Annotated in this window: 1 protein-coding gene; it reads right to left on the bottom strand. The window is 50.1% G+C overall.

Translation table 11 applies throughout. The features are described from left to right. Window positions 1–221: 221 nt before the first annotated feature. Window positions 222–1,634, bottom strand: a complete 1,413-nt coding sequence (locus B4O97_RS19060; protein WP_083053106.1) for an IS1380 family transposase — start codon at window positions 1,632–1,634, stop codon at window positions 222–224. Window positions 1,635–1,727 lie beyond the last annotated feature (93 nt).

Genomic DNA, 1,727 nt, shown 5'->3' with positions numbered 1-1,727 from the left:
CCTAAAGTGAGCGATTCCGAATAGAAATGAACTCCGCCAGCGGTTTTACCCTAGCGAGATGGAAAATCTATCGGCGACAGGGTTAGATCCGGCTTGTACATTGACTTTACCGGCAGCGCTCACCCTTTTTCATGTTCCTACCGCGGTCTGCACTACGACAAAGACCTACCGTGCCCGGCCTCATTGCTATGAGAATCATGCCTTGTACCGAATAATCCACTCTATACCGGGAATGGTTCCAGGCGCGGAATAGAACCGCTCTTATCCCAAAGCTCTCCAAAAGAGAGCGCTACAGCGATTACCTCCGGCAGCTTCAGGCATATACGCCGACCGGATCGGATAATCTGCCCCGCAATATCGAGTACCTTTCTCCTGAAGCTCACGGCATACCAGGTAATCTTGATTGCCGGAGAATCCATATCGTATTTGAAGGACTCGAACAGAAAGAACGAGATGCACATCAGATAATAGAAGGCCGCATTCGAGGCAAAGCGCTTGAACGGCAGATGCTCCGTTCCGAAATCCTTCAAGGCCCGGTTAACCAGTTCATCCCTTGCCCGGAAGTGATAGGCATTTATGATCGCCTCAGGGCTAATCTCAGTTTCATCACTCCGGTGTGCCTTGAGAATCGAAGAGGTAATCGCATTGCCCATACCGATATTGGTGTAGATAATTAGCTCCGGGCGAGCATACTCCAGAAGCACCTGGCCGTTGTCTTCGGTTATCGGCTTCGCATAAATGGTTCGGTAAAACCGCTTCCAGGATTTTCTCCTGTTGCCGAACTCCGTGTAAAACCATGCTTTCGGACCTTTTTTGTACTCCTGAAAGGAATTATCGGGCATTTGATCAAGATCGTCCTTGATATCCTGATACATCTTACCCCCGACAATCAGGCCGACGTTGAGTTTATCGCAATGCTCAAGAAGGGCCTGGTCGAAGAAGCCGGTATCCGCGATGAAGATAATCGGGGCTTCCTTACGGTAGCCTTTCCGGATAATCCGTACGGTATCGCTGACCACGCGCTGAACATGGTTCCCGTGATTGCTGTGGGCCTTGCCGTTGCGAAATATCGCATCAATGAGATAGCGTCCCCAGAAAACTTGCAGAGGCTGAAACCCCTTCACCTTTTTGTAGGTCGGCTCGACTCCTTCCCGACAATCGGCGTCGTTATTATCCAGCACCATGGTGTCGATGCCGATCTTGATAACCTCCGGCTTCTCGATCGATAGTCTCCACAGGAAAAGCTGCTTCAGCACTTTCCTGAACAGCCATACCCGTACAATCGACAAAGAGCCGAAGAATCGTTTGGCAGAATGGGAAGAAATCATTTCGTCAGATGTCGTCTCGATTACCCCGGCATAGCCTGCATCTTTCTTCAGATGGTCGAAACGGGTCAGATGCAGATCGGTACCATCGAAGAAGTAACAGATGATCTGGTGGAAGATCGATCGCAGCGGCGTACCCTTTGCATTCTTCTTAAGAAAGCTGAAACGCTTGGCGAGTATGCCGGTAATTCCCGTCGCGTCGAGGTATCGGCTTACCGGTGCGAGACCTGCGCGTCCTGAGAACAGCTCGCTGGTTGTCAGATAGTCGTTGATTTTGCTCTTGACGGATCGCCCGTTTTCCCGCACCATATATTCACCTCCTGGGTGTTTTTGTAGTTGTGGTTAACTCATTACACCACATGGAGGTATTTTTTTCTACACGTGAAAATCGCTCAGGTTAGG

The sequence above is a fragment of the Marispirochaeta aestuarii genome (genome assembly GCF_002087085.1).
GTDB lineage: Bacteria > Spirochaetota > Spirochaetia > JC444 > Marispirochaetaceae > Marispirochaeta > Marispirochaeta aestuarii.
Note: the sequence above shows the minus strand (reverse complement) of the source record. Positions and strands in the feature narration are given on the sequence as shown.

Coding starts and splice junctions, on each gene's coding strand:
- B4O97_RS19060 (WP_083053106.1), bottom strand. CDS start 1,634: ATGGTGCGGGAAAACGGGCGATCCGTCAAGAGCAAAATCAACGACTAT.